Below are 25,590 nucleotides of genomic sequence, written 5' to 3'. Positions count from 1 at the left end.
TCAGGCATAAATCAATAATTACCGCCGTTATAAAAATAAACTACTTCTTATTAGATTTTTATAACCATTTAAGCTAAAATAATAAAATTGTTATCTTAAAATAAGGGAGTAGTTTCATGGGTGAAACACCAAACAATTCTAAAAAGATGATGTGGACAACGCTTGCTACTATGGCTTTTTCTATAGTATGGAGCTTCGGCAACGTTGTTAACGGATTTATATATTTTGATGGTACTAAGGTAATTTTCAGCTGGATTGTTATTTTCCTGCTTTTCTTTATTCCTTATGCATTAATGGTTGGTGAACTGGGGTCTGTTTTTAAGGATTCTGAAGGTGGTGTTGCTTCTTGGATTAACGCCACCATTGGACCTAAATGGGCTTATTATGCTGGCTGGACCTTTTGGGCTGTTCACGTAGTTTACATTTCCAGTAAAGGTACAGGTGGCCTGAGAGGCATGGCCTGGGGCATATTTGGAAATACTAACTGGTACGACAGTCTGCCAACAGCTTGGACACAATTAGCTACACTAGTAGTCTTTTTATTCTTTTGCTGGGTAGCCAGTCGGGGAATTCCAGTAATTAAAACTTTGTCAACAATCGCTGGTACTTCAATGTTCATCATGTCAATTTTATTTATTATCATGATGTTTGCGGCGCCAATGATTAATCCGCACACTAATTTCAATACTATTAACTGGAATTGGCAGAACTTTGTGCCAGATTTTAACATTAAGTATTTTACTTCTCTTTCCATTTTAGTATTTGCTGTCGGTGGAGCAGAGAAGATTTCGCCATATGTTAATAAATTAAAAAATCCTTCAAAGAATTTTCCAAAAGCGATGTTGGGCTTGGCCGGAATGGTAATGATTTCAGCTATTTTGGGCACAATAGCTTTAGCATTAATGTTTGATCCAAAGACCGTTAATGGCAATTTGAATGAATACATTTCAAACGGTCCATACATTGCCTTTCAAAAATTGGGTGAATATTACGGGGTTGGTGGATTATTCCTCTACATTTATGCCTGGTGCAATGTGATAGGTCAATTTTCCGCATTGGTTATAAGTATTGATGCTCCTCTTAGAATGCTGTTAGGAGGCAAAGAAGCTAAAGACTTCATTCCTAAAAAGCTCTTAAAAGTTAACAAACATGGTGCCTACATTAATGGTATTTGGATGATTGTTATACTTTCGGGTGGAATTATAGCACTTCAAGCCGTTATGCCTGATGCACAAGCAGTAATGGCGCAACTGGTCAAGCTTAATTCTATTGTAATGCCAATGCGTTATCTATGGGTTTTCATTGCATATTTGGCTTTACGAAAACAACATGAAAAGTTCCACAAGGGTTTTGACAACTACCAAATGACCAAGCACCAATGGCTGGCATATATAGCTGGCCTTTGGGGATTGGCAGTTACTATTGCATGCTGTTTAATGGGTATGTACTCATCTGATCCATTTACATTATGTCTAAATATCGCTACCCCTGTAGTATTACTGCTACTTGGTTTGATTATGCCAACTATCAGAAGACGTCAAGAAGAAAAATAATAATTAAATAAAATCGCCTTGCTTAAGGCGGTTTTTTCTTTACCAAAAATGCTAAACTATAACTAAATAATAAAGGAGATGAGAATTTTGCCTAATTTTCATGATGACGCTGAAGACTTATTGCGTAACCATCACTTAAAAGCAACTAAACCCCGTTTAAAAATATTAGAATACTTAATGGCACATCATAATCATCCTACTGCAGCCACAATTTTTTCGGCAATTAGTGGTGATGAACCTACTTATCGTGCTACGGTTTACAATACTCTAAACAAATTAGTTGATGCCGGAATTGTGATTGAAATAAAAAATGGCGATGATTCTCTGCACTACGATTACTTTGTCAAACCACACTTTCATATTATCTGTAAAAAGTGTGGCAAAATTGCTGACGTCTATTATCCTGAATTTGATACAATTGAAAACCGCATGAGAACAGAAGCCGAAAAGCAAACTGGGTTCGTCACATCCTCTAGCCATGTTGAAATATACGGTATCTGTCCTGAATGCCAAAAGAAAGAAAAAAAGAGCTGAATGATACGACTCCTCAATTTAAGAAAAATTTGGTGGTCACATCAAAGTGGCTCTTTTTTTATTTATCATAAATAATTTATTGGTAACCTTCTTTAACCAGATTTATTTACCATTGCTTTTTGCTAATTGATCCAATTTTGCTTCTACAAGCTGAAATTTGAGAACCAATATAGATCAATACAACCTTTTTGTTCTGTACTAAAAGTAAGTTACTTCAGAGGAATGTGACAAAATAAAAATTAATTCTACCCTACTTAATGAATCTCTTTTAATCATGATATTTTTGAATTTATAGCTATTGATTTCATTTTTTAACTTTGCAAGTTACCTAAGATAATATAAATCGCTAAATTTTTTATTTTTATTTTGCATGGCAAGTTGCGGTGTCTTCCAATAAATTTGATCAGTTGCTATTGAGGCACCGCTTGCAGCAACTAAAACTGGTTGACCCATTTCTGAATGCAGACCATAATATATGCCATCTCCTGCTCCCTGCATCCAAGCTCGAAAATTAATCCATCTGATGCCATGGATCTTCCTGTTCAATTCTCCTGTCATTTCCCAGTTTTCAGTTCTTATTTGATAGTTTTTAGACATTTCTCCATAAGTCTTATGCTCCAAAAATTTATTATCGATCCGATGCAGTTCATATTTTTCACCATTTTCAATAGTATAATTTGGGCCAATTGTCGTAGTATTCATACGTTTATTAAAATAACTATACCAGTTACCTCGCATAACTAACGGCATGATGAAAGCTCCAGCATCACCCTGCATTTTTTGACTCATTAGCTTTGGACTGATCCTTAGATCAAAAATCTTAGTTTTATGTGCATATTCTCTAATTAAATAATCCCAGCCATTTTCTTTCAAGTATTGACTCATAGTTCTAAATGTTGCTTGACCCAACTCTTTCAAGCCATTGTTCGTATATAAATAGACAACATTATCATGACCCACTTGTTTTAATGTATAAAGCACTTCATGATCCCCTATTTGGTAAACTACACCAAAGCTCGAAGGTACATGAGGAAAATATTCGCTATTTTTAACAGCAACAGCAATTCCGTTTTCTTTTTCTTCAGTTAATGTTTTTTGCCAGTCACTGCCATATTTTTTAGCAGCATATACCGCTATGACAGTAGCTGTTCTTTTAGGATTTATGCTGGAATCAATTGCTTTACCTTTGGTAGGTGTAGATTTAGTCTTAGAATTATATTCACTTGGTTTTGATTTTACTATTTTGGGAGCAAAAGCAGATTTTGTTTGTTTTTGCTGACTACAAGCAGATAACAATAAAAGCACTGAAGATGAAAAAGCCAAAAATTGCAGTATTTTTGACCTTTTTAACTTACCTAACATTTTCAAGAACTTCATTTTTGAATTTTAAACTCTTTCTTTAATTTTTAAATTTTAATATATCATCATAAGTTAGTCTGCATTATTTTTATGATAAAGATCTTTTTCAATTGTATATCGCGGACGCTTTTTTACTTCTTTGAAAATTTTGCCAACATATTCACCAATTATGCTAATACAAATAAGTTGAACCCCGCCTAAAGCCCAAATTGAGATCATTAAGGATGACCAACCCGAAACGGTATTGCCTTTAGCATTTTGAATAAAAGTATAAATTAACAAAATTAGTGCAATTAAGACAATTAATAAACCTAAATTCATGATTAATCTAATAGGAACTATTGAAAAAGAAGTAATCCCATCTAAGGCTAAGTTAATCATTTTCCGCAAGGGGTACTTTGATTTACCAGCTACTCTTTCAGTCCGTTTGTAATATACTTTTGCTGAAGGAAATCCTATCAGTGGAACTAAACCTCGTAAAAATAAATTTCGCTCAGGATAATTTATTAAAGTCACTACTGCCTGATGACTCAGTAAACGAAAATCTGCTGCATCTGGTATCATTTTGACACCTAAGCAGTTCATTAGCTTATAAAATATTTTGGCAGAAATACGTTTAAAACGACTATCAGTTTGACGATTATTCCGCACTCCATAAACTACCTGTGCACCCTCATAATATTTAGCCACCATTTTGATGATAACATTAGGGTCGTCCTGTAAATCCGAGTCAATCGTTACTACAATATCTGCATCACTAACCGCAGACATACCCGCAAAAATAGCAGCCTGATGACCAAAATTGCGACTTAATTTTAAGCCTGAAACATGTTCTTCATTGCTATACTGCTTGATCAAAAGCCAAGTTTTATCAGTACTACCATCATCGACAAAAACCACTTGACTAGTTTCTGCTACTTGATGATCTCCAATTAGTCGTTCAATTACTTTTTTAAAAATTGGCTCCGATTTGGGCAAAACTTGTTGCTCATTATAGCAAGGTACAACTATACACAATTTACCTTTTTTCATAGTTGTACTTCCTTTTTCTCAAATTTTTGTAAAACTGTTTGAATTCCAAACAAGGAATAGATAATTAGTATTGGCGTAAATTCAATTCTGTACCTACCCTGGACCTCAATAATTAACTGCGCTGCAACGTACGCAAAAAGAATTAATATTAATAAATATGCTTTATCTGGTAATTTCTTAGTAACAAGACTAAAAGCTCCTATTAACATAAAAATCATTTCTACTGCATTAATGGAGTAGGCCAAAATTAGGAGCAGATAATAGGTCAGGTACCCGCAATTTTTGCGAGATAAGGCATAGTTTAAACTGTTAGATGGATAAGACCATAAACAATTAAATTTCCGAATAAAAAGTTTTAGCCATAGATGATTATGATTCAGGTACTGCACGTTTTCTTTTGTTACCTCTTCCTCCCTTTGTGCCATTTCCACGCGTGATTCAGTTAAGTTAAATTTTTCATCTATAAATTTTCTATAAGTGCCAGCTGACTGGTAATTTAAGCCGGTAACTAACTTCCATAAACTATCACGATTACTTAAACCATATTCATTCAAACCTGTAGCTTTCACTGCTAAACTAAATCCAGTCAAAAGCAGAAAATATGTCAAAATAAATGTAAGTAACCTTAAAAAATTCTGTTTACCATTTTTTAAATGATCAATAATACTATAAATCACTTCGAAAACTATTATTCCTGCAAGATAAATGACGCCTATAGGTCTTAAAAAATTTCCTATTGCTAAAAAAATACCAGCTAATAACCAGGTCTTAATTGAGTAATTACACATAATGAGGTACAAACTTGCTAAAAAGAACATCATAGCAATATATTGATTACTCAAGCGGTTATTTAGGCAGAACCATTCCATATTTATTGCCATTAGGAAAACACACCAGCGACAAAAGATTATCTTCTGCCAAAGCCTTTTAGTTATGCAGTATAAAAGAATCAAAATAATAACTTGATAGAAAATATTCAGTAATTGCAAAATTCTAATATGAGTCCCCAAAAACTTAACAACCAACATTAAATAAGTTAAAAACCCAGTTTGATATGCCCATTTGGCAAAATAATTATTGTCAGTTTGATATATTGCTTTACCTTTTAATGCTTTAAGTGTTGTTTGCCAAAATGTTTCATAGTCACTTGTCTGTTGCATAGGTGTTTTATAGATCCAAAGACAACTAATCAAAACAAAGACAATAAGCAAGATAGACAAAACAATTATATTATTTCTCTCGCTTTCAGGAATTATAGCCAAAATATAACACGCAAAAGCTATTGCTAAAAAGGCACAAATCATACAAAAAATTAATAATACACTACTTTTTAGTCCCCTCATTTGATATAAAAGGAAGCAATAAGTTAAAATTCCTAGTGTCACAAGACAGCTAAATAATAAAAAACAAAGTTTTAAAAGTTTAGATATCCAATTTGAAAAATTTATATTCATTTGTTCACGATTTACATTCTTCCTAAATCTAACCACATCTTTTAATTACCTGGCCGAGTCTTATCTTTAAAAATAAATACTTTACTAAATAGATAATTAGCAATAATGACAATTACGTTATCGACAATTTTTACCCAAAAAGCATTTGCATTCATGATACCAATGCCAATCTTCAGAATTAAAAAATCTATTAATAAGCTGAGAATTCTCCAGAAGAAAAAAGAAAAAATTTCTCGAATCATTTGCTTTTTTGTACGAGAATGTGCATGAAACACGTATAGTTTATTGGTAACATAAGCAAAAATGACTGACACCAGCCAAGCCACAAAGGTGGCCATCTGGTAGCCAGTCATATGTTTCCAAGTATATAAATAATTAAATAATAACAAATTAATTAAAGTAGTTAAGCCACCAAAAATCAGGTATGCGATCATCTGCCAATATTTCACAATCAAAGTTTTTATTTTCATTACTAAGTATTTTATACAATTAAAAAATTAAGCAAAATAATATTTTTATATTAGGGCTAGTTATTTCAGCTTATTTTTTTATGTCCTTTGCCCTAACCCAGCCATAATGAGTTTCATAGTAAAGATGATCTTTTTTACCTAGAAAAGACATCTGCACATAGGTTCTAACCGTTTGCCCCTTATACAGTTTACAGCTTTTAATTGGCCTTTCTTTATCGTTGTAATAGTAAGTGTTTCTCTTAATTATACGTTTAACACCGTCAACTGCTACAATCGGTAAATATCGATTTTTGCCAATTTTATACATATATTTGTTTTCTTTACCATATATGCGAACTTTATCTCCCGGTAAAAGAACTTTTTTACCGGTTTTGACATAATCTAGTTTTCGATGTCCCTTTTTTCCTTGATAACTGAATACACGTTCCCAATGCAAAAGAGAGCCATGATGAATTCTACTGGAAGCTGCAACATTATTTCGCAGGATGCCAATTACGCATGTTATTAACGTTATAACAATTAAAAAACTGAAAATTATTCTGTGTATATTTTTTGATTCCATATTATTTTTCCTGTTTAGTGTTTGAGATAAACATACCGGTAAAGAAAATGAACACATTTATATATTATTACTTCTAAATTGAATTTCTTAACTAATACCTTTTATCACTTACTATTTTGCCTGTTCCAATTGATTTAATTTTTTGACTTTCATTATCTTCATCATCGCTAGCAGAAGAACGGAATGAAGCACCTTTATACAGCAAAACCTGTTTTCTTTCAGTATCGCCAACTTCAAAAGTAAAGGTAATTTTATAAACTACATTGCTAGACTTATTTGGTGCTGGACTGACAGAAATAACAGAACATGACATATCATAACTGTCAATGTCGTCATCTTCGTCATACCCCTTGTCCATTTTGCGTAATTCTTGATAACTTTTGTTTTCCGCACCATTAACAAAAGCATCTTCATCGGGATCCTTAAAATTGTCCTCTAATATTTCTTGGGCATCTTCTTTGGCAATTAAACCATCCCACTTAGGCTCAATGGTCTTATGACTATCATTTGCATCATCATATTGCACATCACCATAATTCAATTCTTGAGATTTAATAGTATTACTACCAACTTTAGCCTTAACATAAATTTTCAACTTATCGGTTACTGGATAGTTTTTAAACGTAAGTTGACCTTTTTTGTTTAAAGTGCCAACATTTTTATCATTCAAGTAAAGAATTGCACCAGGAGTACTTTTAACCGTAAAGCTTTCAGTCCTAATTCCCATATCAACTGTGCCACTGGACCACAAGTCATAATTTGAAGTTGTCGACAAATTCCTGTTTGAAATATTAGACTTGACTTTTATGTGGTACGTTCCGACGAACAAGTGTCTTAATTTAACACCATATTTATTATCTTGTTTTTCACTAGCAAAATTCCCGGGTTTAACCTGACCGATGTGTTTACCATTGACAGTTATGGAAGAATTTGAATGATTAGTGGCTACAGTTGCATAAATCGTAGGCACTCTTAAAACATATCTCGGAAAAAGCAACATATGATGACCAGATTGAACAAGATGAATTTTATTGAATGAAGCATCTTCTTTTAAATAATTAATTAGCTCGTTAGCAGCTTTATGATGTTCCGCAAAATAAGTCTGAGTTGGTTTTAAAGCCGTATCTGTTACCTGCATAGCAGAATCATCTGCAACAACATCTTTAGCTAATCCAGCTTTAGTATCAATTAAATCTGCTTTAATTCTATTAATTTGATTTTCTTTTGAATAATGGTTTGAGCCCCAAGCATAAAAAATTGTAAAAACTGCTAAAAATGTTACACCCAAAGTAAGCAAAACTTTCGTTTTCTTCTTCATAGGTTGAGCATGATAAGCTTTACGTCCTTGAGATGAGGTCTGTTTCCTAACTGTTTGCTGATATGCTTGTCTTGATGGACTGGCATGCTCTTTTTTTTCTAATTTGAAACCGCAGTTAGGACAAAATTCGACGTTGTTCTCTAACTTTGTGCCACAATTGGGACAAAATCTTTTTTCACTCATTATTACTTACTCCTTTAACCTTATCAGCTAAAGGCTGAAAACAACTGGTTCATTAATGAATCATAAGCTGAACTATATATCAGCGAAAATAAAATTATTAGAGCAATAATGATAATAAAGAAAGAAATGATGTAGCCGTACATTTTGTCATGTACCGGCTTAAGATTTTCACCTAAAGTAGTCACCTGAAAACCCATAAAGAAGTTTGCAATTATTAGCAAAAACAATAAAGCTGCCATTGAGTCATTACTTGAACCTAATAGCATAATAACAAAAGTTAAAACGGACAGGATCAAATTCAAATTACTACAATGAACACCAGAATTAACAAATTCAAGCAAATTTTTCCCGTGACCATAAATAAATCTATAAGCAGCATAATAGCCACCAATAACTATCACTTCAAAAAGGACTGAGAAAAATAATAATGCAATTGTAGAATTAAAGGCAATTCCAGAAACTGTATCTCCTAGACCAAAAGTACTTGCACCATACCTATTAGCAACAGCTTTCATTCCAAAATATATTCCTAAAACCAGCACAATATCTTCTGCGAGGATAGTCACCCAACCATACCAACTTTCCCCAGTAAGTTCTGAGAATGGGCGTTTCCATGATGCCACACACCATTGCCAATAGTTGTTGAACTTTTCTTTTCTTGCACTACTTGAAGTTTGATATTGATTATTAGCTTGTTCTTGATTTGAAACAGCTGGTTGAACATAATTTTGCGGTTTTGGTGGCGTGGCCTTAGCTTGTGCAAACTGGCTTTCAATTTGACTATTTCGCTCAGAAGTAGATTGCTGATCATTTAGAGTTGTACTTTGTTTTATATGCTCCGGCTCAATTCTTTCCGGAATAATTGGTGAGTTAACATTTGGCTTAAGTTCTGATTTATTAGCTTGAGCATTGTTGATGTTACGCAAGTCCGTACCGCATTTAGTACAAAAGTTAACGTCAGCTTCCATTAAGGCACCACAATTGGGACATTTTTTCATTTATTTTCTCCTATAAATAACAAGTATTCAAATCCGGCATTTTTAACTTAAATATATCTATTATGATTATTTCTATTATATTATATAAATAGAAGATTAATTAATATGTCTTTTTCCTACCAAAATAACCAAATATTATACTGTACACCATTACTTTAGTTAATACGTAAAACTAATTTTAAAAGTGCTATAAATTATAATAAAACTGCTGTAGCGGTTTTGGAACATCATATAAAAATAATAAAAATAAAGATTATAGTGAGAGTATACTTTTCATTTATGAACATACAAAAACGGTTTAGACCAAATTTAGCGTTTTGACTACTAAAAATGCTTTTTAGCTTTTTGTTTTTATACAATATTATTATTTATTCATAATTTATAAGTGTAATTATAAAGCAATAAATTAGTAAGATATAATTAACTCTAGGATTTCTAAACGTGTAATTTTATTTTTATTAAAGGAATTTTTTTAATCGCAAACAAAAAAAGAGCTTTTCAGCTCTTATTTCAAATTACTTTGTCTAATTGATATTCATACTTACGAGTAATTCAGCTCTTTGAGCTAGATTTACATATAACTTATTATCACTTACTGATAGTCCTTCGATTTCACGACCAGTATCAAATGAATAAGTATCCTTTATTTTACCGTTGCGTCCAATCTTAAAAATCAAATCGTTAAAGGCTAAATAAAAGTTTTTATGCTTGGGATCATAAGTAAAACCTTGGACAGGTGCATTGTTATTAACAAAGTTGCCATCAGTTTTTCCTACTAATTTTGGATACCAGTTATCACCGGTACGAGTAAATTCCCAGTATTCATAACAATTATTTTCAGTGTCATGATAAACGGTATACATGTCATAGTCAGAAATCATCACACCATTATGGAAATAGCGGTTAGTCTTGCCGTCATCAATCCACGTTTTGATTGTCCAAATTTTATTAATCTGCAAGTCACTTTTACGTATTTGAATTAATTCTTCAGAATTATTTGTGTCTTTTAACGTATTGTCGTTGTTTAAAACATAAATGTATTTGTCACTTGAGCCCATAGCTTGACCGTGACCGATTGGAATATATGGACTTACTTTAATATGTTTAACATAATTGTTAAACTTCTTTTGGGTCATATCAAGTAAGTGTTGTGAATTATATGGATTAGTTAATTTGTTCAAATCATAACCAACAATGTGACCAGACATCACATCTGTGTGGCTCAAAAGACTGGTATAGGCCCAACCATCAGAAACGGTTACTCCTTCTGGAATATGACCGACACGATTAATGTTATCATCTGTCGGATCTGCCACACTGAGTAAAACTGGCTGGTAAAATTTCGTCTTTAAAGTTAAATCACCACTAGTTAAAGTATGTTTACTATCTTCAGGGCTATACTCTGTTGGACTAACATAATTTAAGGATGAACCATAATGAGTTTTCCAAGCTTGATAATCATTTGTGCCCGGTTGAGCAGGGAAGGAATTAAATGTATCTGCATCAACAACTCCTTCTTTAGTACTCTTTCTTACAGTCACTTTAACGGTGGCAGTTGCGTCTCCATATGTATATTTCACTTTATATGTTTTAGGAGTACCACAATTTATACTATCTTTAGAAACAATTACCTGACTGTTGTCAATTACGGTTCCCATACTATTTGTAACATATGAAATTGCATCTTTTGTTGAAAAGTCATAAAACTCATTGCGAACCAAAGTAACAGTCTTAGGAACGGCGATTTTGTTTCTGTCAAAGTAATTTTCATTTACATAACCTACTTCACGACCATTGACATAAATACGCCAATAGCGATATTTCTTGGTTTCGATCAGTTGATCCGACTGAATGTGACTGTACTGAAAATTAATGCCATCAGCTACTTTAGTATTAACTTTGCCGTCTTTAACTTCTTTCCAAACCTTATAGTTCTTATTACCGGCAACTTTTGTCATCATAGCAAAACCAGTAACAACCTGTTTTGGCTTAGGTTTAGTATTATCCTGATCACCTGTACCATTTTGATCAGTTTGACCAGATTTATTGGTATCATTATTATCAGAATTTGCATCAGTTGAGCTATTCGATGATTTATTATTATCATCTTGAACTGGCGGCTGAGTGCTACTGGAATCTGCCGCAACTGATGTAGTTGACAAACCGGTATAGATCAATAGTCCGGCAACTATAGTCAGTAAATAGGTTATTGTTTTCTTACAAAGCTTCAAAATATATCCTCCAATATTTAAGTTTACCTTTAAATTATATAATAAAAACCTCATTAAAAAGAATACAAAATTAATACACTTTCATTGACAGCACGTAATGTAAGTGATTTAATTAGCACTGTACTTGATAGAGTGCTAATTATATTTAGGAGGTAGAAAGATGCTTGTACCTACAGTTATTGAACAAACTGCACGCGGCGAACGCGCATATGATATATATTCACGTTTATTGAAAGACAGAATCATCATGCTAAGTGGTGAAATTAACGATGATATGGCAAATTCAATTATTGCACAATTACTATTTCTTGATGCTCAAGACAACACCAAGGATATTTCACTTTACATTAATTCACCGGGTGGCGTGATTACTTCTGGCTTAGCAATCATGGATACCATGAACTTTATTAAATCAGATGTTTCAACCATCGCCATTGGTATGGCAGCCTCTATGGCTTCCATTTTACTGACTAGTGGTGCAAAAGGTAAACGTTTTGCATTACCTAATTCAACTGTCTTAATTCACCAGCCATTAGGTGGTGCTCAGGGTCAGCAAACTGATATTCAAATTGCAGCCAATGAGATTTTAAAGAGCCGTGAAAAGATTAACCGGATTTTACATGAAACTACTGGTCAGCCTTTAGAAAAGATTCAAAAGGATACTGAGCGCGATAATTATATGACCGCACAGCAGGCTAAAGACTATGGTTTAATCGATGAAATTATGGTTAACCAAAAGAAATAAAATTTATTATCAACTAAAAAATTGATGCTCTTTAAGAGTGAAAAAGGAAGTCAAATTATTGTATTTGACTTCCTTTTTGTTTGAATAGATATTTACTTTTAGCCTGGCAGTTTAACCAACCATACCATCAGTACTTTTGCCACGTGATTGATATTGATCTATGATTCCTAATTTCTTAAAGATTGCCTGTTTATATGCAATCTCCGCATTCCACTCAACTGTTTCTAAAACTTGAGCTGCAGCATGCAAATCAGTTTCAGTAATTAAAACTCCGTGGCTGTTTAATAGAAAAATATTTTCTTTAGCGTTATCACCAAGCTTTACCAGTTCATCGTGCACTAAATCTGCAAGTTCTTTACTGCATGCTACTCGATAAGGTAAGCATTTAATTTTGCCAAGAGGAACATTAAAAGAGGTAATCTCTGTTAAATTAGGCATATCCTGACCCAGTGTTGCCCAAAACATGCTTTTTGGAGCATGAGAATGATAAACTACTCTAATGTCTTTATTTGCTTTGTATGCTCCTATATGCATGTTGATTTCACGGGTTAATCTACCTTCACCAGCCATTTTTTCGCCTGTTTCCAAATCAATGACTAAAATTTGAGAAGCATTTAGTTTTGAAAACCACGCTTCTGACATAAAAGTAGGAGTCATTAGTAAGTAATCGTGGTTAGCATAATAAGTCTGGTTATCATAAGAGAAAGTTTCATCTGGAGTAATTTTTACGGAAATATTTCCACCCGCGATATTTGTCATCTTCCGGTTAAACATTTCGCGTGCTACTTCAGCAATATCTTTACGTTCATTTTCAAAAGGAAGTCTTTCCTTAGTTATATTGTAATTCTCTATCATTTATTTATCTCTTTTCCTTATTTCATATTCTTTGCGCTTTTTATAGGCAGCCTGATACTTAATTTCTTTTTGGCGATTATAATTTTCAAAAATTACTGGGTCACCATATTTAGCTATAAAAAGACCAAATAAGGTTACGCTGATACAACCGATAATATTTTGAGTCAAAATTGCCTGAATTGTTAAAATGATGTTAATGAATAAAGCAAACGACCACCATATTTTGGTTAATTTTTTTGATTTTGGAGTTTTATCTTTCATTTGATTACTCCGTTTTATTTGTTAAAGTTCGTAAAATCTACGTCATTAATATCGTTGATTGTGAAGTTGCCTTTTGTTGCAGGACTAGGAATCTTTTTATGCACATTAGCAAAATCAATACCGTCTATACTGGAAATACTCCATGATCTATCTTCTTCATTAACCTCAAGATCATCGTGAGTACTTTCTACTTTGTTAACCTGGCCATTATTTAGGGCATAACGTTTGCTAGGCAAGGCAATTTTATTTTGATCTTTATAAAGCCAAACAAAAATTAATAACCATACTAAAGCAGCAGCTATTGCCCACCATTTGCCATTAAAGGCTTGTGCAAAAAATAATCTAAAATCTGGTCCTTCAAAAGTTGACCATGACAGCTGTTGACCAGGATTAACATGAACGGCTCCAGTCGATTTGGCCAAATTGGTAATGACTGGTGCAAAATAGGTTGCTCCGTATAAGAAAATTGGGGTTGTAATGACGCCTAATGTCAACATTCTCCACAGGTTTGCTCCTGTTAAAAGCAAAGCTGCAACTACAAATGACAGATTTATTATTCCGGCAAATGGTAAAACTGTGTTACCAGGTAAAACCATTGCCATAATTAACATAACTGGTACTAAAATGATTACTGTAACCCATAATTCATTTCTTCCTGCGAGAATTGGCCAATCTAAGCCAATAAATACTTGCCGACCCTTGAAATGTTTCTTCATCATTTCATTCATAGCATTAGCTATCGGATTTAATGCTTCCATGAATAATTTTGAAATCATTGGAAACATTGTCATGGCTGCTGCGGCCTCAATGGCAAGTTTTAAGGAACCCGAAACAGAATAACCTGCTCCAAAACCTAATAACAATCCAATAATCGCGCCCATTACTGAGTTATCAGCAAAAATACCTATCTTCTTTTGGATTGCGTTGGCATCAGCTGGCTTATTCATTATTGGAATAAAATCTAAAAGTTTATTGAGTGGCATTAATACTACCGCAAACAGTGTAATAAAATGAGGAACAGTAACTCCTGGAATTCCTGTCAAATCTTGAATGTGCCTCTGCCACATATCTCCAGCTTTTAGCTCTAAAACTATTTGAATTCCGGCAACAATAAAACCATAAAGAGCATTATGCGTGAAGTATAAAACAACTACATACGTGAAAATTTTGTTCCAAACATTCCACATATCTACGTTTAAAGTTTTTGTCCAATTAAATGTCAACATGACAAAATTAATTAGTAACAAGAATGGAAAGAACAAAAATGCTGCTTTATATGACCATGTGATTGCAGCTACACCAGGCCAGCCTTGGTCAATAGCATTCAAACTTAAGTGCAACATCTTAGACATTGCCTTAGCGGCTGGTGATATTGAATCTGTCATGTAGTTAACAACTAAAGTCATTCCGCTAAAAGCAACACCCAGTGTAAGTGAAGCTTTGACTGCTTTGCTCAACTTTAATCTTGCTATGATAGAGATGACGAACATAATCAATGGTACAAAGACAGCTGCACCTAAGTTAAGAACATAATTGACTACGTTTTTTAATATTTCCATTTAACTCATCTCCTTCACTATGCCTTACTTTTGAGTGACATCATGGCATTAACTAATTCTAGATAAGTCTTGTCACCCTTTGATCCTGTCAAAATATCAACTCCGTTTACTTCTGGAATTCCTTCTTTTTTGCAAATGTCATGAATCTCCGGTGTAGGTTTTGCTAACCAAACATAAATATCATAATTTGGCAGAACACTGGCTAGTTGCTTAAAATCCGTTGCTTCAACCTCTACACCTTTAACTGAATGGTCTTCTAAAAATGACTTCACTGTCCCTACAACTGTTTCACTAGTAGCAATACCACTGCCGCACGCAACAACAATTTTTAACATAATAAACTCCTTAAAATCTATTTACTAAAAATTCATAAACTTCTTCTGGTTTCGACAGCTTTTTAAACGACTTAACGAAACTTTCGTCATTCATCAGCTGCATAAATCTTTGTAATAACTTGACTTGTAAATCTTGTTTTTCTTTAACAATTCCTAAAAAGAAGAAATAATTCGTTTCCATATCTTCATTAGTTCCCATTTGCTTCATCTTGACTTTACCTGCCGTTTTCACAACAGCTATAAATGCTTTTTTGACATTTTCAGGATTAGCATGTGGTAGTGCAATTGGTAAATACTGGGTATTCAAACCAGTAGGAAATTCCTTTTCTCTTTCGGTTAAAGCTTTAAAATAGCTTGATTCAACTACATTGAATTTTTCAAGCTCTTTGGCAATTTTTTGATATAATTCAGTGCAACTGCTTGCATTTACGTCCCAGAATACGAGATTACGGTTAAATAAATCAGAATAACTACTCATTAAATCCTCCCTTTGTTCATTTGTTCGAACATTTTTGAACTTTTATTTTACAAGTATGATTATAAAACGCTTTCATGAGCATTTCAAGTTTTTTTTGAAAAAAATATGTTATTTGTTCACAAATGTTCAAATTTATGAACTCGGACTAAAAAGAATATGTAAAATATATTTCTAAGTGTTCAAGCCTTGTAAACGTTATAATGAAAGCTGTTAAGATATATATAATTTATCAGCAATTTTGTTCAAATCGAAAACTATAAAAAATCTTTATTATCTTCATATTCATTTTCTTTTGATAATATGATATTTGTATTATTGGGTAAACAGGAGGAGCAAAGTTGAATGTTTCAAAAGCAGATCGGTTACAGCAAATAATCGAAATTTTAGCTAAAAATAAAAGAATAAGTACAAAAGAATTGCAAGAAAAATTAGGAATAAGTATTTCAACCTTAAGAAGAGATCTAATAAGTCTACAAGCAACAAATACAATTAGCAGAACACATGGTTATGTCAGTTTGCTTGAAAATTCCAACGTAGAAATCGCTTATGCAACTCGAAGAAGTGAAAATGTGGCAGTTAAGAATAAGCTTTGTAAATATGCAGCAGATTTGATTACTAATGGAGCTGCTATATTTTTGGATGGGTCTTCAACCTTAACTTTTTTGCCCAAGTATTTTGCTGGAAAAGAAAATCTGCATATTATTACAAATAATATAAATATTGTCGATGAGGTTACACAATTAAAAAATATTGACATCTCTGTGTTGGGAGGACAAATTTATAATCGCTCTAATTCAATACTAGGTCCAAAAGCAATCTATGATCTTAACAATAATTATCGACCAAATTTAAACTTCATCTCTTGTAGTTCAATTGATGAAAATGGTATATATATGGCTGACGAAAGCCAAACATACATGAAGAGAGCAGCCATTGCAAAATCAGAGAAGACAATATTACTAATTGACCATACCAAGTTTGGAAAAAAAGATTATATTCTTTTATCGGATTTCAATTCAAAAAAAATTAAGACCATTATTACTGATAAGACTCCATCTACTGCTATTGCTAAAAATATAACTAGCAGCGGCATAGACCTTATCGTCACTTCAACACAATAAAAAAGCCCATCCGCATGGATGGGTTTCTTTTTTATTTCTTTATGTTTTCTGCTATATCATGAATTTTTTTAAAACGATGATTGACTCCTGATTTTGATATCGGACCATCCGGAACTTGCTGTGCTATTTCTTTGAGTGAAAGTTCCGGTTCATCTAATCTTAGTCTAGCCAAACCCCGCAATTTTTCAGGAATATTTTCTAAGCCAATTTTGCGCTCAATTAGCTCAATGTCTTCAACCTGTTTCGCTGCAGCATTTGCCGTCTTTTTTAAATTAGCTGTATCACAATTAACAAGCCGGTTCACAGAATTCCGCATGTCACGCATAATACGCAGATCTTCAAAAGACAGCATTGCATTTAAAGCTCCAACAATATGTAAAAAGTCACCAATTTTTTCAGCTTCTTTCAGGTATACAATATAACCTCGTCGTCTTTTCGTACTTTTAGCATTCAAATTAAAACGATCATTCATAATCTTAAGTAAATCATCATTATGATCTTGATAAATAGAATAAATCTCTAAATGATACCTGCTCGTATTGGGATTATTCACACTGCCACTGGCTAAAAACGCACCCCTAAGATATGACATTGCTCCTTCACGTGACTTAATTATTCGGTCTGGGATTCTGGTGATTAAATTTAACGAGGGTGTTAAAATTTCTAAATTATTCAGTATTTCTTTGACATGATTTTGCAGTCGTACCAAATACTGATTATTTTTCTTAAGTTTCATTTTGCGTGAAACTATTAATTGTGGCTCAACTTTATATGCAGTTTTTATTAAAGAAAATATACGTCTAGCAATTGCAGGATTTTCAGTAGTTATATCAAGGCTAAACTGATGCTCGTGAAAATTTAAGACACCATTCATGCGCAAAAAAGCAGCCAATTCTGCTTTAGCATGTTCAGGATGAATAGGTAATGAGGTTAACTCTTTTTTCACATTACTTGCATAGCTTGCCATTGTTTGTTATTCCTTCCTGCGAGACATTGCAGCATATGCCAAGTTGATGATTTCCTCAGCTACTTTTTTACCATCATGAAAAACCAAGCCACTATGCTGGTCAATAAAATCATCAGTAATCACGCGACACCCCTGCTCACGTAATCCCTTGAAATCATTTTTAACAGGTTCAAGGTAGGCATCATAATCTTTAGGATTGAACTTAGACATATCTATTTTGGCACCATTAACTAAAGTCGTATTAATATAGTGTCCGCCAAGATGGGCATTGATTACTCTTACATGATCACAATCTGAAAAATGATCGGTCTCACCTAATTGGGTCATAATATTGCATATATAAATTACCTCTGCATTAGTTTTTTTGACGGCATCTCCTAAATTAGGAATCATTAGATTAGGCAAGATTGATGTAAACAAACTTCCTGGTCCTAAGACTACAGCATCAGCATTTTTTATTGCCTCCAAAACTGGCGGTACAGCTTGTGGTTCAGACTTGGAGTTTGTATTAGTAACCCACACCCGTTTAATTCTTTTATCCTTATCAGTAATTTCTTTTTCACCAGCTTGAATGGAACCATCAACAAACTCAGCGTTAAGCGTTAAGGGCTCATTAGAAGCTGGGAAAATATGTCCGTCCACTTTCATCATTTTAGATAAAGACTGGACAGCATCAAAAATGTTGCCGTGCATTTCATTCAAAGCGGCAATAATCAAATTACCAATGGCATGACCAGAGAAAAAGGAATCGGAAGAATCAAAACGGTATTGAAAAACATCTTTTTCTTCTTGGGATATTTCACTTAACGAAACCAAGACATTACGGATATCACCCGGGGGGACAACGTTAATAAAGTTGCGTATTGAACCAGAAGAACCACCGTCATCTGATACCGTTACAATTGCTGTGATATCAGCATTTTGCTCTTTGAGTGCATTCAAAACAACAGGCAAACCAGTACCGCCACCAATAACCACAACCTGGGGTCTCCTGCTTTTACTGGTATGATTTGCTTTTTCATCAAATGTCATATAATCACCTATTTCTAGTGTAACGACTGATTTCGCGATGGGTTAGGTCAACCGTGTAATCTTCAGCCAAATCTTTGGCTAATTGGTTTGCAATTGCAACGCTACGGTGCTGTCCACCTGTACAACCAATGGCAATAGTCAACTTGCTTTTACCTTCTTTGATATAACCTGGTAAAGCATCTTTTAACAAGTCCAAAAATTTTTGATAAAAGCTGCGCGTTTCCTTTTTTTCCATCACATAATTGAAAACTCTCTTATCAAGGCCAGTAAAAGGGCGCAATTCCGGTATGTAAAATGGATTAGGCAAAAATCTGACATCCATCACAATATCAGCATCAATCGGTATACCATATTTAAAGCCAAAAGATAATACTTCAATTGCAAAAGGCTGTTTATGCTGTTTGCTAAACCTATTTGCCAGTTCTTGTTTCAATTCTTTAGGACTTAAATTAGAAGTATCAATTATGTCATTTGCCCGGCTCTTAATGCTGGTTAAAATTCGTCTTTCTTCCTGAATACCATCAAGTAAGCGACCATTATTGGCTAATGGCGGAACACGCCTTGTTTCTTTATAACGTGCAACTAAAGTATTATCTGCAGCATCTAGAAAAATAATTCTGGTTTGGACAGTACCATTGTCTTCCAGCGAATTAATTTCATTATCAAGATCTTTATAAAATCGTCTAACACGTAAATCAATTACAACTGCTACTTTAGTAAAATCATCCGAATTAACAATTAAGTCCCAAAAACTAGATAAAAGCGATGGAGGTAAATTATCAACCACAAAATAGCCCATATCTTCTAAAGCATGAGAAGCCACGGTTTTCCCTGCACCACTCATGCCTGTAACAATCAGTAGCTGCTTTTTATGCTTAGCCATTTTCGCTGACCTCCTATTACTAAAATTATAACATACCAGGTGTTTCATTACTTTTTTGGCAAAAAAAAAGTTCAAATGAACTTTTTAAATTTATCTGTTGACAAATGCTGCAATTATCTGATTAATACCAAAGATTAGCAACCAGAAGGAAACTAGCCAAATCAAAGTTAAAGCTGACAACGCAGGATTAAACATCAAACTAATTGCTATCAGTAGCCCTAAGATATTTAATATTAAATTGAGCCAAAAGAAAAAGGTAGAAATCTTCCTCATATTCCATGAAAAAATGATCCCGGTAATTGAATCAAATAAGAACCAAAAGGCAAACAAATAAGCAATTGTTAAGCCAGCAGCATCGTAGGAATAGAGAAATAAGATTCCGACGATAATATCAAGCACCCCTGAAACAATCGACAACCAACTGGAAGGGATAAAATACCGAAAACGACTGTAGAATACCAGCCACACGAATCCCTGAACAATAGACACAATAGCAAAAAGCAATACAAAGGCATGAAGTGCTTTGCCAGGGTGACGCAATAAGAACAGCCCGGCAATTACCATTAAAATACCAGAGATAAATGCTGCCCAATTAAACCCGCGATTTTCTCTGTAACTAGAAAAATTATTCATTTCTATTCCTCCTTGCGCTTTATTGTACACTTTATCGCAATAAATTAATACTATTTACTTGGCTTTTTATTAGCCTTTTCCGTTAATGACGTGTCACGCTTAAGCACAGGTTTTAAGTATTGACCAGTATAACTTTCCTCAACTTGTGCAACCTGTTCCGGAGTTCCAGTAGCAACTATTTTGCCACCACCTTCTCCTCCTTCAGGACCTAGGTCAATTAACCAATCAGCATTTTTAATCACATCAAGATTATGTTCAATTATCAAAACGGTATTTCCTTGATCAACCAATCTTTGCAAGACTTCCAGTAACCGCTTGATGTCATCAGTATGAAGTCCAGTTGTTGGTTCATCGAGAATATAGAAATTCTTTCCCGTTGACAACTTTTGCAGTTCAGCAGCAAGCTTCATTCTTTGAGCTTCCCCACCAGAAAGAGTAGTCGCAGACTGACCTAATTTGACATAGCCTAGGCCGACATCTACAATCGTTTGCAATTTTCGGGCAATTTTGGGAATATTCTTAAAAAAGTTGCATGCTTCGCTAATTGTCATATCCAAGACTTGTGCGATATTTTTCTTGCGGTAGGTAACCTCTAAAGTTTCAGAATTATAACGACTGCCATGACATACTTCACAAGGAACATAAACGTCCGGTAAAAAGTTCATTTCTATTTTAATAATGCCATCGCCGTGGCAAGCTTCACAACGGCCGCCTTTAACATTAAAAGAAAAGCGCGCCTTAGTGTAACCACGAAGTTTGGCTTCATTTGTTTGGGCAAATAAAGCTCTAATATCATCAAAAACACTGGTATAGGTAGCAGGATTACTGCGAGGAGTGCGGCCGATCGGACTCTGGTCAATATCAATGATCTTTTCAATGTTTTGGTAGCCACTGATGCTCTTGTATTTGCCAGGCTTTGTTTGGTTACGATTTAGTTTTTGCGCTAGAGCCCGTTTTAAAATCATATTAACTAATGTTGATTTGCCAGATCCGGAAACTCCAGTAACCACAATTAATTTGCCTAAAGGAAATTCAACCTTTAAATTTTTGAGATTATTTTCAGCTGCACCGGTAATTGTAATTTTTTTACCATTGCCTTTGCGTCTTTTTAACGGAACTGGAACAAACTTTTTACCTGCCATATATTGTCCAGTCAAAGACTTGTCATTCTCTTCAACCTCTTCTGGCGTACCAGCAGCCATGACTTCACCGCCGTAAGTCCCAGCACCCGGACCCATATCGATCAGGTAATCGGCTTGTCTCATAGTCTCGTCATCATGTTCAACTACAATTAAGGAATTACCTAAATCACGCATGCGCTTCAAAGCAGCTATCAGCCGGTCATTATCACGCTGATGTAAACCGATTGAAGGCTCATCTAAAACATACATAACACCTGAAAGATTAGAACCAATTTGAGTCGCAAGTCGGATTCTCTGAGCTTCCCCACCAGATAAAGTATTAGCAGAACGTGACAAGGTCAAATAATCTAGGCCCACACTATTTAAGAAGGTGAGCCTGTCACGCACCTCCTTTAGTATTGGCTTAGCTATGACAGATTCCTGCTCGTCAAGTTTGATATTATTGAAAAATTCAAGGGCATGACTGATTGCCAAATCCGATGCCTCAGCGATATCCTTGCCATTAACTTTAACCGCTAATGCTTTACGATTTAATCTTTTGCCATGACAAGTTGAGCAAGTAAGTTCTGTCATATATTTGCCCATAACATCTCGCATGAACTTGGACATTGGGTGGTAATAGCGTCTTTCAACATTTTCCATGGCACCCTCAAAAGGTGCAGTAGTGTCATTAACGCCAAAATCACCAGTTACATGAAATTTAATTTTCTTAGTTGAGCCATGCAAAATCGTCTCTCTTTGCTTTTTAGTTAATTTGCCAAAAGGTCTGTCTAGGGGAATTTTTAACGCTGCACAAGCTTGTTCAAGCATTTCCCCATAGTACTTCGAATTCTTCCATGGTGCGATTGCACCTTCTGCCAAAGTTTTATTTCTATCTGGGACAACTAAATCTTCATCGACTGATAACTTAACACCCAAGCCATCACAATCAGGACAGGCTCCAAATGGTGCGTTAAAAGAAAATAGACGCGGTTCCATTTCACCTACAGTAAAACCACATTTAGGACAAGCATAGTACTCTGAAAAATTGATCATATCACCACCGATAACATCAACATTCATATAACCGTCCGATAAACGCAAAGCAGCTTCTACTGAATCAAAAAGTCGCGAGCGAATACCTTCTTTAACAATTAAACGATCGACAACGATATCAATCGAATGACGTTTATTCTTTTCTAAATCGAATTCTTCACCAATCTCATGCATAGTGCCATCGACAATGACACGCACATATCCGGCGCGTTGTACCCGTTTAAAAACTTCTTTATGAGCGCCTCTTTTAGATCTAATTACTGGTGCCAAGATTTGTATACGACTTCGCTCAGGTAAAGCTAAAATACGATTTACCATCTGCTCGACTGACTGGCGCTCAATTAAGGTGCCATCATTTGGACAAACCGGATGCCCAACTCGAGCCCATAATAATCGCAGATAGTCATTGATTTCAGTCACTGTGCCAACTGTTGACCTGGGATTATGTGAGGTAGTTTTCTGATCAATTGAAATCGCAGGATTTAAACCATCAATAGAATCAACATCAGGTTTGTCCATTTGACCCAAAAATTGCCGTGCATAGCTTGATAATGACTGAACATATCTTCTGCGTCCTTCAGCATATAATGTATCAAAAGCTAAAGAACTTTTCCCAGAACCTGACAAACCAGTAATAACGACCAATTTGTCCTTAGGAATTGACAGGTTAATGTCTTTTAAATTATGTTCACGGGCACCCCGAATAACAATCTTATCATTTACCATTTAATGCTTTTCCTTTTTTCTTAATTGGGCTTCTAGTTGAGCTCTCCAATTCCATGATCGCATCCCGTAAAGTAGCGGCTCCTTCAAAGTCAAGTTTCTTAGCAGCCTCCTGCATTTGTTTACGCAAGTCTTTAATCATAGTTCTCTTTTGTTTGGCAGTTAATTCATCAAAATTCAAATCGGCAAAACTGTCAGTTTGAGCGTCTTCATCAGCAACTTTTGTGGCAGAAATCACATCTCTAATAGGCTTAACAATGGTTTTCGGTTTCATGCCGTGTTCTTCATTAAACTTAATCTGTAATTTACGTCTTCTCTGCGTTGCTTCAATGGCTTGTCGCATTGAATCAGTAATCGTATCAGCATACATTATTACTGCACCATCAGAATTTCTAGAAGCACGACCCATTGTCTGAACGAGAGGTCTGTATGAACGCAAGAATCCCTCTTTATCCGCGTCAAGGATTGCAACCAGCGATACTTCCGGTACATCAATGCCTTCACGTAGCAAGTTAATACCAATTAGAACGTCATATTTACCGGTTCTCAGATCACGCAATATCTGCATACGTTCCAACGTTTTAACATCTGAATGCAGATACTGCACTTTGATGCCTAGATCCTTCAAATAATCCGTCAAATCTTCTGCCATTTTTTTCGTTAAAGTAGTAACAAAAACACGTTCATTCTTTTCAATTCGTTTGTTAATTTCGGCAACAAGATCATCAATCTGTCCTTCAACCGGTTTTACTTCAATCTTAGGGTCAAGCAAACCTGTCGGCCTGATAATTTGTTCGACTTTGTGATTTGTTCTCTGCAATTCATAATCACCTGGAGTTGCCGAAACATAAAGAATTTGGTTAACGTGCTTCTCAAATTCAGCGAGTTGCAAAGGTCTGTTATCAAGAGCAGACGGTAAACGAAAACCATAATCGATCAATGTTTTTTTGCGATTACGATCTCCGTTGTACATTGCCCTTATTTCCGGCATTGTAGCATGAGACTCATCAATTAAAATCAAGAAATCATCAGGGAAGAAATCCAGCAAAGTATACGGCGGTTCTCCCTCTTTACGTCCTTCCATATGGCGAGAATAGTTTTCAATACCATTGGTATAACCGACTTCGCCCATCATTTCCATGTCAAAAGTCGTACGTTGCTTGATACGTTCGGCTTCTAGCAATTTACCTTGACCCTCAAACTTTTTCACTTGAATTTTCATTTCTTGTGAAATTGCTTTAAGAGCCCTTCTCATCTGTTCTTCATTGGTCATAAAATGAGTAGCCGGAAACAGAGATATACTTTCTCTTTCACCAATTACTTCACCAGTTAAAGCATCAACTTCTACAATTCTGTCAATTTCATCGCCAAAAAATTCAATCCGATAGGCATGGTTAGAATTACCTGCAGGAAAAACTTCTACAACATCTCCACGAACGCGAAAACGACCACGCTGAAAGTCAATATCATTACGATCATATTGGATATTAACAAAATCACGCAACAGAGTATTTCTATTATATTCTTCGCCTTCATGAACTGTAATCACACTTGCAGCATATTCTTTAGGATCACCTAAACCATAAATGCACGAAACAGAAGCAACGACAATGACATCATTACGTTCCATTAAATCGCTGGTAGCTTGGTGACGCAACTGGTCAATTTCATCATTAATTGCCGAGTCCTTTTCAATATAAGTATCGGATTGAGGCACATAAGCTTCAGGTTGATAATAATCATAGTATGACACAAAATAGTCAACAGCATTGTGAGGGAAAAATTCCTTAAATTCACCATATAATTGGCCAACTAAAGTCTTATTATGAGAAATAACTAAAGTGGGTTTGTTTAATTTTGCAATAATATTGGCCATTGTGAAAGTCTTACCTGTACCAGTAGCACCTTCTAAGATCTGTTCCTTATAGCCTTTTTTAAAACCAGTAGCTAATTTGTCGATAGCTTGTTGCTGATCACCTGCTGGATTAAATTTTGAAACCAGATCAAATTTACGTTCTTCTTGTCGTTTAATCATCGAAAAACCTCTCGTAGAAAAAGTTGGACAAAACAGCCCAACTCTTATTTTGACTTATTATATTTTACACTCTCGAACGTATTTTCGCATCA

The 25,590-nt window shown here is 34.6% G+C and carries 23 protein-coding genes; 4 read left to right on the top strand and 19 right to left on the bottom strand.

Going from position 1 to position 25,590, the window contains the following annotated elements; translation table 11 throughout:
- Nucleotides 1-116 precede the first annotated feature (116 nt).
- Both F5ESL0261_RS03460 and F5ESL0261_RS03455 read left to right on the top strand, forming a co-directional pair.
- Nucleotides 117-1,553, top strand: a complete 1,437-nt coding sequence (locus tag F5ESL0261_RS03460; protein WP_122052171.1) for an APC family permease — start codon at nucleotides 117-119, stop codon at nucleotides 1,551-1,553.
- A gap of 87 nt (nucleotides 1,554-1,640) precedes the next feature.
- Nucleotides 1,641-2,087 (top strand): Fur family transcriptional regulator, encoded by a 447-nt coding sequence (locus F5ESL0261_RS03455; protein ID WP_223896895.1) that lies wholly within the window; start codon nucleotides 1,641-1,643, stop codon nucleotides 2,085-2,087.
- A gap of 324 nt (nucleotides 2,088-2,411) precedes the next feature.
- Here the strand turns inward: F5ESL0261_RS03455 and F5ESL0261_RS03450 are convergent, their stop codons facing one another.
- From F5ESL0261_RS03450 to F5ESL0261_RS03415, 8 genes are all read right to left on the bottom strand, one after another.
- Nucleotides 2,412-3,464: a hypothetical protein gene (locus F5ESL0261_RS03450; RefSeq protein ID WP_147446224.1), complete on the bottom strand. Its 1,053-nt coding sequence runs from the start codon at nucleotides 3,462-3,464 to the stop codon at nucleotides 2,412-2,414.
- A gap of 54 nt (nucleotides 3,465-3,518) precedes the next feature.
- Nucleotides 3,519-4,478: a glycosyltransferase family 2 protein gene (locus F5ESL0261_RS03445; protein ID WP_122052168.1), complete on the bottom strand. Its 960-nt coding sequence runs from the start codon at nucleotides 4,476-4,478 to the stop codon at nucleotides 3,519-3,521.
- Nucleotides 4,475-5,638, bottom strand: coding sequence for a hypothetical protein (locus F5ESL0261_RS03440; protein WP_147446223.1), 1,164 nt, complete (start codon nucleotides 5,636-5,638; stop codon nucleotides 4,475-4,477). The genes F5ESL0261_RS03445 and F5ESL0261_RS03440 overlap by 4 nt, the downstream gene beginning before the upstream one ends.
- A 335-nt stretch (nucleotides 5,639-5,973) precedes the next feature.
- The gene (locus F5ESL0261_RS03435; protein ID WP_045927814.1) at nucleotides 5,974-6,402 is read right to left on the bottom strand and encodes a GtrA family protein; all 429 of its coding nucleotides are present in this window, start codon (nucleotides 6,400-6,402) and stop codon (nucleotides 5,974-5,976) included.
- Between the two features lie 70 nt (nucleotides 6,403-6,472).
- Nucleotides 6,473-6,964, bottom strand: coding sequence for an SLAP domain-containing protein (locus F5ESL0261_RS03430; protein ID WP_045927813.1), 492 nt, complete (start codon nucleotides 6,962-6,964; stop codon nucleotides 6,473-6,475).
- Between the two features lie 91 nt (nucleotides 6,965-7,055).
- Nucleotides 7,056-8,465, bottom strand: a complete 1,410-nt coding sequence (locus F5ESL0261_RS03425) for a zinc ribbon domain-containing protein (protein ID WP_122052166.1) — start codon at nucleotides 8,463-8,465, stop codon at nucleotides 7,056-7,058.
- Between the two features lie 23 nt (nucleotides 8,466-8,488).
- The gene (locus tag F5ESL0261_RS03420) at nucleotides 8,489-9,463 is read right to left on the bottom strand and encodes a zinc ribbon domain-containing protein (protein WP_122052165.1); all 975 of its coding nucleotides are present in this window, start codon (nucleotides 9,461-9,463) and stop codon (nucleotides 8,489-8,491) included.
- A 524-nt stretch (nucleotides 9,464-9,987) separates the two neighbouring features.
- Nucleotides 9,988-11,694 (bottom strand): SH3-like domain-containing protein, encoded by a 1,707-nt coding sequence (locus F5ESL0261_RS03415; RefSeq protein ID WP_233560889.1) that lies wholly within the window; start codon nucleotides 11,692-11,694, stop codon nucleotides 9,988-9,990.
- 160 nt (nucleotides 11,695-11,854) lie between these two features.
- On the opposite strand from F5ESL0261_RS03415, the gene clpP reads away from it, so the two are divergent.
- Complete coding sequence (gene clpP / locus F5ESL0261_RS03410) at nucleotides 11,855-12,439, top strand: ATP-dependent Clp endopeptidase proteolytic subunit ClpP (protein WP_034977497.1); 585 nt, start codon at nucleotides 11,855-11,857, stop codon at nucleotides 12,437-12,439.
- A 111-nt stretch (nucleotides 12,440-12,550) separates the two neighbouring features.
- Here clpP and F5ESL0261_RS03405 read toward each other — a convergent pair whose 3' ends face one another.
- From F5ESL0261_RS03405 to F5ESL0261_RS03385, 5 genes are read right to left on the bottom strand one after another with little or no spacing between them, the layout of a single operon-like run.
- Nucleotides 12,551-13,294 (bottom strand): class II aldolase/adducin family protein, encoded by a 744-nt coding sequence (locus tag F5ESL0261_RS03405; protein WP_045927809.1) that lies wholly within the window; start codon nucleotides 13,292-13,294, stop codon nucleotides 12,551-12,553.
- Nucleotides 13,295-13,555, bottom strand: a complete 261-nt coding sequence (locus F5ESL0261_RS03400) for a hypothetical protein (protein WP_122052163.1) — start codon at nucleotides 13,553-13,555, stop codon at nucleotides 13,295-13,297.
- Between the two features lie 14 nt (nucleotides 13,556-13,569).
- The gene (locus F5ESL0261_RS03395) at nucleotides 13,570-15,114 is read right to left on the bottom strand and encodes a PTS galactitol transporter subunit IIC (RefSeq protein ID WP_122052162.1); all 1,545 of its coding nucleotides are present in this window, start codon (nucleotides 15,112-15,114) and stop codon (nucleotides 13,570-13,572) included.
- Nucleotides 15,115-15,131: 17 nt separating this feature from the next.
- A complete protein-coding gene (locus F5ESL0261_RS03390) occupies nucleotides 15,132-15,449 on the bottom strand; it encodes a PTS galactitol transporter subunit IIB (protein WP_109586088.1) in 318 nt (105 codons plus the stop codon).
- 10 nt (nucleotides 15,450-15,459) lie between these two features.
- The gene (locus tag F5ESL0261_RS03385) at nucleotides 15,460-15,927 is read right to left on the bottom strand and encodes a PTS sugar transporter subunit IIA (protein WP_122052161.1); all 468 of its coding nucleotides are present in this window, start codon (nucleotides 15,925-15,927) and stop codon (nucleotides 15,460-15,462) included.
- Nucleotides 15,928-16,265: 338 nt separating this feature from the next.
- Here F5ESL0261_RS03385 and F5ESL0261_RS03380 point away from each other — a divergent pair, with 338 nt between their 5' ends.
- The gene (locus F5ESL0261_RS03380; protein ID WP_122052160.1) at nucleotides 16,266-17,048 is read left to right on the top strand and encodes a DeoR/GlpR family DNA-binding transcription regulator; all 783 of its coding nucleotides are present in this window, start codon (nucleotides 16,266-16,268) and stop codon (nucleotides 17,046-17,048) included.
- A 31-nt stretch (nucleotides 17,049-17,079) separates the two neighbouring features.
- On the opposite strand, the gene whiA is transcribed toward F5ESL0261_RS03380, so the two are convergent.
- The 6 genes from whiA to uvrB all read right to left on the bottom strand — a co-directional run bounded on the left by whiA (nucleotide 17,080) and on the right by uvrB (nucleotide 25,498).
- Complete coding sequence (gene whiA / locus F5ESL0261_RS03375; RefSeq protein ID WP_122052159.1) at nucleotides 17,080-18,015, bottom strand: DNA-binding protein WhiA; 936 nt, start codon at nucleotides 18,013-18,015, stop codon at nucleotides 17,080-17,082.
- A gap of 6 nt (nucleotides 18,016-18,021) precedes the next feature.
- Nucleotides 18,022-19,047, bottom strand: a complete 1,026-nt coding sequence (yvcK, locus tag F5ESL0261_RS03370) for a gluconeogenesis factor YvcK family protein (protein WP_122052158.1) — start codon at nucleotides 19,045-19,047, stop codon at nucleotides 18,022-18,024.
- Between the two features lie 4 nt (nucleotides 19,048-19,051).
- A complete protein-coding gene (gene rapZ / locus F5ESL0261_RS03365; RefSeq protein ID WP_046331878.1) occupies nucleotides 19,052-19,930 on the bottom strand; it encodes an RNase adapter RapZ in 879 nt (292 codons plus the stop codon).
- A 90-nt stretch (nucleotides 19,931-20,020) separates the two neighbouring features.
- Nucleotides 20,021-20,563, bottom strand: coding sequence for an HdeD family acid-resistance protein (locus F5ESL0261_RS03360; RefSeq protein ID WP_122052157.1), 543 nt, complete (start codon nucleotides 20,561-20,563; stop codon nucleotides 20,021-20,023).
- A gap of 50 nt (nucleotides 20,564-20,613) precedes the next feature.
- Nucleotides 20,614-23,466: an excinuclease ABC subunit UvrA gene (gene uvrA, locus F5ESL0261_RS03355; RefSeq protein WP_122052156.1), complete on the bottom strand. Its 2,853-nt coding sequence runs from the start codon at nucleotides 23,464-23,466 to the stop codon at nucleotides 20,614-20,616.
- Nucleotides 23,456-25,498, bottom strand: a complete 2,043-nt coding sequence (gene uvrB, locus F5ESL0261_RS03350) for an excinuclease ABC subunit UvrB (RefSeq protein WP_034977480.1) — start codon at nucleotides 25,496-25,498, stop codon at nucleotides 23,456-23,458. Before uvrB ends, uvrA begins: the two co-directional genes overlap by 11 nt.
- Between the last annotated feature and the right edge of the window lie 92 nt (nucleotides 25,499-25,590).

Origin of the sequence: Lactobacillus sp. ESL0261, from assembly GCF_003693025.1 — a bacterium.
Classification (GTDB): Bacteria; Bacillota; Bacilli; order Lactobacillales; family Lactobacillaceae; genus Lactobacillus; species Lactobacillus kullabergensis.
The sequence above is the reverse complement of the archived record's forward strand: the minus strand, read 5'-3'. Positions and strand labels throughout refer to the sequence as shown.